9 protein-coding genes and 1 other RNA gene are annotated in these 6,675 nt (G+C 36.5%); 7 read left to right on the plus strand and 3 right to left on the minus strand.

All coding sequences use genetic code 11. The features are described 5' to 3' along the window. Positions 1 to 48: 48 nt before the first annotated feature. The 3 genes from COE49_RS25470 to COE49_RS25480 all read right to left on the minus strand — a co-directional run bounded on the left by COE49_RS25470 (position 49) and on the right by COE49_RS25480 (position 2,020). Positions 49 to 717, minus strand: a complete 669-nt coding sequence (locus tag COE49_RS25470) for a deoxynucleoside kinase (RefSeq protein ID WP_088233326.1) — start codon at positions 715 to 717, stop codon at positions 49 to 51. A 2-nt stretch (positions 718 to 719) separates the two neighbouring features. Continuing rightward, the gene (locus COE49_RS25475) at positions 720 to 1,355 is read right to left on the minus strand and encodes a deoxynucleoside kinase (RefSeq protein ID WP_088233327.1); all 636 of its coding nucleotides are present in this window, start codon (positions 1,353 to 1,355) and stop codon (positions 720 to 722) included. A gap of 125 nt (positions 1,356 to 1,480) precedes the next feature. Continuing rightward, a complete protein-coding gene (locus COE49_RS25480) occupies positions 1,481 to 2,020 on the minus strand; it encodes a cysteine hydrolase family protein (RefSeq protein WP_098253004.1) in 540 nt (179 codons plus the stop codon). Positions 2,021 to 2,128: 108 nt separating this feature from the next. On the opposite strand from COE49_RS25480, the gene tadA reads away from it, so the two are divergent. The 7 genes from tadA (at position 2,129) to COE49_RS25520 (ending at position 6,477) form a co-directional block, all read left to right on the plus strand. Beyond that, a complete protein-coding gene (tadA, locus tag COE49_RS25490; RefSeq protein ID WP_088233329.1) occupies positions 2,129 to 2,629 on the plus strand; it encodes a tRNA adenosine(34) deaminase TadA in 501 nt (166 codons plus the stop codon). A gap of 79 nt (positions 2,630 to 2,708) precedes the next feature. Beyond that, positions 2,709 to 2,973, plus strand: an RNA gene (gene ffs / locus COE49_RS25495) — signal recognition particle sRNA large type. Positions 2,974 to 3,105: 132 nt separating this feature from the next. Continuing rightward, the gene (gene dnaX, locus COE49_RS25500) at positions 3,106 to 4,794 is read left to right on the plus strand and encodes a DNA polymerase III subunit gamma/tau (protein ID WP_088233330.1); all 1,689 of its coding nucleotides are present in this window, start codon (positions 3,106 to 3,108) and stop codon (positions 4,792 to 4,794) included. A gap of 25 nt (positions 4,795 to 4,819) precedes the next feature. Beyond that, complete coding sequence (locus tag COE49_RS25505) at positions 4,820 to 5,146, plus strand: YbaB/EbfC family nucleoid-associated protein (protein ID WP_170933810.1); 327 nt, start codon at positions 4,820 to 4,822, stop codon at positions 5,144 to 5,146. Between the two features lie 14 nt (positions 5,147 to 5,160). Next, positions 5,161 to 5,757, plus strand: coding sequence for a recombination protein RecR (gene recR / locus COE49_RS25510; RefSeq protein ID WP_043938863.1), 597 nt, complete (start codon positions 5,161 to 5,163; stop codon positions 5,755 to 5,757). 13 nt (positions 5,758 to 5,770) lie between these two features. Continuing rightward, positions 5,771 to 5,992: a YaaL family protein gene (locus COE49_RS25515; protein WP_088233332.1), complete on the plus strand. Its 222-nt coding sequence runs from the start codon at positions 5,771 to 5,773 to the stop codon at positions 5,990 to 5,992. A gap of 215 nt (positions 5,993 to 6,207) precedes the next feature. Then, positions 6,208 to 6,477, plus strand: a complete 270-nt coding sequence (locus COE49_RS25520) for a pro-sigmaK processing inhibitor BofA family protein (RefSeq protein ID WP_098946145.1) — start codon at positions 6,208 to 6,210, stop codon at positions 6,475 to 6,477. The last annotated feature ends 198 nt before the right edge of the window (positions 6,478 to 6,675 follow it).

Genomic DNA, 6,675 nt, shown 5'->3' on the forward strand with positions numbered 1-6,675 from the left:
AAGACTTTCTCCACAGCCTGGGAAAACCCGTGCATATGCACGGGTTTTTTATTTTACAAGTTTACGTGTTTGTTTTAAAAAATGCCCAATTTTTTTAATGATTGGTTCAATTGAATCGCCATCTTTTAAAATATCATATTCATTAATGTTTAATCGTAAAACAGGACATGAATTAAAGTTGTTAATCCAGTTTTCATAACGTCCGTGCATTTCTTCCCAGTACTCAATTGGTGTTTGTTGTTCCATTGGACGTCCGCGTTCTTGAATTCGATCAACGATATCATCGAAAGAACCTTCTAAGTAAATTAATAAGTCTGGATGAGGGAAGTAAGGAGTCATGACCATAGCATCAAATAAACCTTTGTATGTTTCATAATCCGTTTCCGTCATTGTTCCTTTTTCATGGTGCATCTTTGCGAAAATGCCAGTGTCTTCATAGATAGAACGATCTTGAACGAAACCACCACCATATTCAAAAATTCTTTTTTGTTCTTTAAATCGTTCTGCTAAGAAGTACACTTGCAAGTGGAAGCTCCAACGAGTGAAGTCAGCATAGAACTTGTCTAAGTATGGATTGGAATCTACTTTTTCAAATGATGTGCGATAACCTAAAGCGTTAGCTAATGCGGTTGTCATAGTTGATTTGCCGACACCTACTGTTCCAGCGATAGTGATTACTGCATCATTTGGTATATCATATTTTTGCCTTAAATTCATTATTATTTCGACTCCTTAAAGAGAGTATTTTGAAGGGCAGATAGGATGACGTTTAAATCATCAGGATTTTTTATAAAATCCATATCGTCTCCGTTAAACTTTAACACTGGGATATCTGGATGGTCTTGTTTGAAGGTATCCATTGCTGTTTCATAATCTTTTGTAAGCTGTAGTAAGTAATTGGGATCCATATTTTTTTCGAATTCTCTTCCGCGCATTGCGATTCGCTTTTGTAATGTTTCCAGACTAGCCGTTAAATAAACGATGACGTTTGGTACAGGCATATCTTGCGTAAGGATACGATAGATTTGCATGTACTTGTCATATTGAGAATCTTTTAATGTACGGGATGCGAAAATTAAATTTTTAAATATATGATAATCCGCTACTACAGGCTTCTTTTGATTCAAATACTTTATGTTAATATCTTCTAATTGTTTGTATCTATTACAAAGAAAGAACATCTCTGTTTGAAAACTCCATTCATCGATGTCTTCATAGAACTTTCCTAAAAAAGGGTTTTCATCAACAATCTCTTTTAGTAAGTGGAGTTGCATGTGAGTTGAAATTTCCTTCGCAAGTGAAGTTTTTCCAACACCGATTGGTCCTTCAACCGTGATAAATGGTACTCCGGTCACGCTGTTTCCTCCTTTCAATCAGTGATTTACCGTGACTACTAAAAACACAAAACAGAATTATTGTAGCACAAGAGGGAAGCGAGCGGGTTAATTTGATATAAAAAGTTAGAAAATAGATATATGTATTAATTAAATTTTATTTTCGATGACGGTGTTATATTTGCTTTCAATGTAGTTTCCATTATTTTTAAAGCGTGTATATTATCTTGATCGTTGTTAGAGGCGATACAATCCTGCGGCACATAAAGTGTATAATTTCTCATATGAGCATCATTAGCTGTAAATAGGATACATATATTCCCGGCAACTCCTGTTAATATTAGATTTTCTATTTTTAAATAACCTAGTAAGGAATTCAAAGGTGTTTCATAAAAAGCAGAATAATGTGGTTTAATAAAAATATAATCATCAGAACTTGGAGCAATCTTACGAATTATATTTTCGCTATACTTATTCGTGCAATGGGTAATCAGTTGGTCAATATCAGATCTCCAAAGTTGATAATGGTCATTAACATAAATTATAGGATAACCGAAGGATTTCATTTTTTTCTTTAATTGTAAAATAGGGTTTGTTATAACTTCGCATTTTTGGGCTAAGATGGGCCCATGGGAAAATTGAAAATCATTAATCATATCGATGATGAGTAAGGCAGTATTTTTCATCTGTAATCCCCCTTCTTTTTCTTTTAGGGTGGATTGAATTTGTAAAAGTTATCCCATGTGTAGTAAATGGAAATAAGTGTACTTTATTTGTAATGAAAGGACTATGTTATGGAACAAGATCAAGATATTTATTTTATGCAACTAGCGATAGAAGAAGCTAAAAGGGCAGAGGAAATACAAGAAGTACCAATTGGTGCAGTTATAGTGTTAGATGGCGAGGTAATTAGTGTTGCTCATAATCTAAGGGAAACCGAGCAAAGATCAATAGCTCACGCCGAGTTGTTAGCGATAGATGAGGCTTGCAAAAAATTAGGAACATGGCGTTTAGAAGATGCAACATTGTATGTAACATTAGAGCCTTGTCCTATGTGTGCGGGAGGAATTGTTTTATCGCGAGTGAAGCGAGTTGTATATGGTGCAAGTGATCCGAAAGGTGGATGTGCAGGGACTTTGATGAATCTGTTAACGGATGAACGCTTTAATCATCAATGTGAAGTAGTAGCTGGTGTATTAGAAGAAGAGTGCGGTACGCTGTTAACAAACTTTTTTAGAGAGCTTCGTAAAAAAAGAAAAGCGATTAAGAAATTAGAGAAAAGCAAAGAGAATTAACGTATTTGCATTTTATAAAAAAACAAGTTATACTGATAGTGCCTTTAATGAAGGCAACCGAATATTGGTTTTAACTTTGCCGTGCTAAGCGGGGAGGTAGCGGTGCCCTATACTCGCAATCCGCTCTAGCGAGGCCGAATCCCTTCTCGAGGTTATGCTGCTGTAAGGCCTGCCTTAAGTAAGTGGTGTTGACGTTTGGGTCCTGCGCAACGGGACCCCGTGAACCTTGTCAGGTCCGGAAGGAAGCAGCAATAAGCGGGTCTTCTCGTGTGCCGCAGGAGTGCCTGAACCGAGCTAACTGCTTAAGTAACGCTTATGGTACGTAATCGACAGAAGGTGCACGGCAGTTATATATGTATACAAAACTCACCTTAATACTAAGGTGGGTTTTTTGTATAGAAAATAACTTTTGGAATCTATAAACAGAATGGGTTATAATAAATGAGATAATAACCTTTGAGGGAGGCCGTATTTTCGTGTCATACCAAGCGTTATACCGAACATGGAGACCGCAAAAGTTTGAAGATGTAGTCGGTCAAAAGCACGTGACAAAAACGTTGCAAAATGCCCTTCTTCAAGAGAAAGTTTCACATGCTTATTTGTTTTCTGGTCCGAGGGGAACAGGAAAAACGACAATTGCAAAAGTATTTGCAAAAGCAATTAACTGTGAGCATGCTCCGGTAGCTGAGCCTTGTAATGAATGTCCTTCTTGTTTAGGCATCACACAAGGATCTATTTCAGATGTATTAGAAATTGATGCGGCTTCAAATAACGGTGTAGATGAAATTCGAGATATAAGAGATAAAGTAAAATATGCTCCAAGTGCTGTAGAATATAAAGTATACATTATTGATGAAGTTCACATGCTTTCTATGGGTGCATTCAATGCGCTTTTAAAAACCTTAGAAGAACCGCCAGGACATGTTATCTTTATTTTGGCGACAACAGAACCTCATAAGATTCCACCTACAATTATTTCACGTTGTCAACGTTTTGAATTCCGAAAAATATCAGTGAATGATATTGTTGAGAGATTATCAACGGTTGTGACAAATGAAGGTACGCAAGTGGAAGATGAAGCGTTACAAATTGTTGCACGCGCTGCTGAAGGTGGTATGCGTGACGCGCTTAGTCTTATTGATCAGGCGATATCTTATAGTGATGAGACAGTTACGACAGAAGATGTACTAGCTGTAACGGGGTCTGTTTCTCAGCAATACTTAGGTAACTTAGTAGAATGCATACGTGAAAATGATGTATCAAGAGCATTGCGCATCATAGATGAGATGATGAGTAAAGGGAAGGATCCAGTGCGTTTTATGGAGGATTTCATTTACTATTATCGTGATATGCTTTTATATCAAACTTCACCGCAACTAGAGCATATGTTGGAGCGGGTAATGGTAGATGAACAATTCCGTATGTTAAGTGAAGAAATGCAACCGGAAGTAATCTACGAAATCATTCATACCCTTAGTAAAGGCCAACAAGAAATGAAGTGGACAAACCATCCGCGGATTTTCTTAGAAGTTGTTATGGTGCAGTTGTGTCAGCAGTTTATGATGCAAGCGAACGGTACAGATCGTTTACAAGCAATTATGAACAGGATGCAGCAACTGGAGAAAGAGTTAGAACAAGTTAAAAAGAATGGTGTGCCAGTTGGTGTACAACAGGAAGTAAGAGAGACGCGGGCAACACCGAAACCAGTACGAACAGGAAGTATGAAAATTCCTGTCGGACGTGTAAATGAAGTATTAAAGCAAGCGAAGCGTCAAGATTTAGAACAATTAAAATCTGTATGGGGTGAGTTGTTAGGAAGACTCAAATCATATAACAAAGTAGCGTTTGCTGTTTTGCTAGAAAATAGCGAACCAGTAGCAGCTTCAGATGATACTTACGTTTTAGCATTCCAATATGAGATTCACTGTAAAATGGCGAGCGAAAATCGAGAAGCTATGGATACGGTGGAACAAGCTCTATTTGAGTTGCTAAGTAAAAGATTAAATATGATTGCCATCCCAAAAAGTGAATGGGGTAAAATCCGTGAAGATTTTTTACAGCGTGAAGGTGGAAACTCTGAAGAAAGCCCAGAGAAAAAAGAAGATCCTCTTATAGAAGAGGCAGTAAAATTAGTAGGACAAGAACTTATTGAAATAAAAGAGTAATAATAATTAGGAGGAATTAATTATGATGCGTGGCGGAATGGGAAATATGAATAACATGATGAAACAAATGCAAAAGATGCAAAAAGAAATGGCGAAAGCACAAGAAGAGCTTGGTGAAAAAACAGTTGAAGGTACAGCTGGCGGCGGAATGATTACGGTTATTGCAAATGGTCATAAGCAAATTCTTGAAGTTAAAATTAAAGAAGAAGTTGTAGATCCAGAAGATATCGAAATGTTACAAGACTTAGTATTAGCTGCAACAAATGATGCGCTTAAAAAAGCTGATGAACTTTCAAACTCTACAATGGGTAAATTTACAAAAGGCCTAAACTTACCGGGTGGAATGTTCTAGGAGGATATTGATATATGCATTATCCAGAACCAATATCAAAACTAATTGATAGTTTTATGAAATTGCCAGGAATCGGACCGAAAACAGCGGTTCGATTGGCATTTTTTGTATTAGATATGAAAGAAGATGATGTGTTAGGTTTTGCGAAAGCACTCGTGAATGCGAAGCGAGATTTAGCGTATTGTTCTGTATGTGGGCATATTACTGATCGTGATCCTTGTTATATCTGTAACGATTCACATCGAGATCAATCAGTTATTTGTGTCGTGCAAGAACCGAAAGATGTAATCGCAATGGAAAAAATGAAAGAGTATCAAGGTGTATATCATGTGTTGCGTGGTGCGATTTCTCCAATGGAGGGAATTGGGCCAGAAGACATTAATATCCCACAACTCTTAAAGCGATTGCACGATGAAACGGTACAAGAAGTAATATTAGCAACAAACCCTAATATTGAAGGGGAAGCGACAGCGATGTATATATCCCGCCTCTTAAAGCCGACAGGTATTAAAGTAACTCGTATTGCACATGGTCTGCCAGTTGGTGGAGATCTAGAATATGCAGATGAAGTGACACTGTCCAAAGCGTTAGAAGGTCGTAGAGAAGTATAAGAGGAGAAACAAAATGTTCTTTCAAAAAAAGGGTAAATTGCGTAAAGAGTATGATGATAAGCTAATTGTACTATTAGAAAAAGTGAAGAATGAATGGTTACGTCAGAAGAAAATGGTTGAACAAAGTGTTGAACCATCTCAAGATGTACTTTGTTCTTTGAAAATAGCGGAGGCGAAGTATTTCTTCTTGTTAAAAGAAGCAAAGCGTCGTCCTGTGAAGATGGAACAATGGTAAAAGGTTCTGCTTAAAAAGCAGAACCTTTTATTTTATTAGTTGAACTCTTACGATTTGCTTCGTTTGGGAAGAGTTATTAATGGTTTATACGGAAGAAAATGTTGCAGAGTAAAGGCTAGTGAGAGGAAGCAAATGGAGTTATATGATACATGTTCTTTTTTATTGCCTTGTCCCATACAAATAAATATGTATAGGTCATTCATAAGGAGGAAAAAATGAACTCTACAATTATTATTGTTGGTATTCTTGCTCTAGTTTTTATTTTTCTGGTTTTTGGTGTTTCTTTTAAACCGTTACGTTTTATAGGGAAGGCACTCTTTCATGTTACTTTAGGAATAGCATTACTTTTTATTGTAAATGTTGTAGGAACGTATTTTGATTTTCATATTCCGATTAATGCGGGTACAGCAACAATAACGAGTTTATTAGGTCTGCCTGGAGTGGTTGCATTAGTAATTATTAAGCTTTACATCATGCCAAGATAAAATTATTTTGGCATTTTTTTTAAAGGTGTTGACTAATCAATCATTAATATGGTAAATTAATAAGCGTCGTCAGGAACGAAAGAAAAAAGTTGTTGACAGATTTAACGCTAAATGTTAAATTATAAAAGTCGCTGAAACGCGATGTTGAACTTTGAAAACTAAACGAAACAAACAACGTGAAACGTCAATTTTTATTTT

Source organism: Bacillus sp. AFS029637, assembly GCF_002584985.1.
Classification (GTDB): Bacteria; Bacillota; Bacilli; order Bacillales; family Bacillaceae_G; genus Bacillus_A.

What these genes read in the sequence shown, in the direction of transcription:
- tadA (WP_088233329.1), top strand. Translation starts at nt 2,129, where the DNA reads ATGGAACAAGATCAAGATATTTATTTTATGCAACTAGCGATAGAAGAA.
- recR (WP_043938863.1), top strand. Translation starts at nt 5,161, where the DNA reads ATGCATTATCCAGAACCAATATCAAAACTAATTGATAGTTTTATGAAA.
- COE49_RS25505 (WP_170933810.1), top strand. Translation starts at nt 4,820, where the DNA reads ATGCGTGGCGGAATGGGAAATATGAATAACATGATGAAACAAATGCAA.
- COE49_RS25520 (WP_098946145.1), top strand. Translation starts at nt 6,208, where the DNA reads ATGAACTCTACAATTATTATTGTTGGTATTCTTGCTCTAGTTTTTATT.
- COE49_RS25470 (WP_088233326.1), bottom strand. Translation starts at nt 717, where the DNA reads ATGAATTTAAGGCAAAAATATGATATACCAAATGATGCAGTAATCACT.
- COE49_RS25480 (WP_098253004.1), bottom strand. Translation starts at nt 2,020, where the DNA reads ATGAAAAATACTGCCTTACTCATCATCGATATGATTAATGATTTTCAA.
- COE49_RS25515 (WP_088233332.1), top strand. Translation starts at nt 5,771, where the DNA reads ATGTTCTTTCAAAAAAAGGGTAAATTGCGTAAAGAGTATGATGATAAG.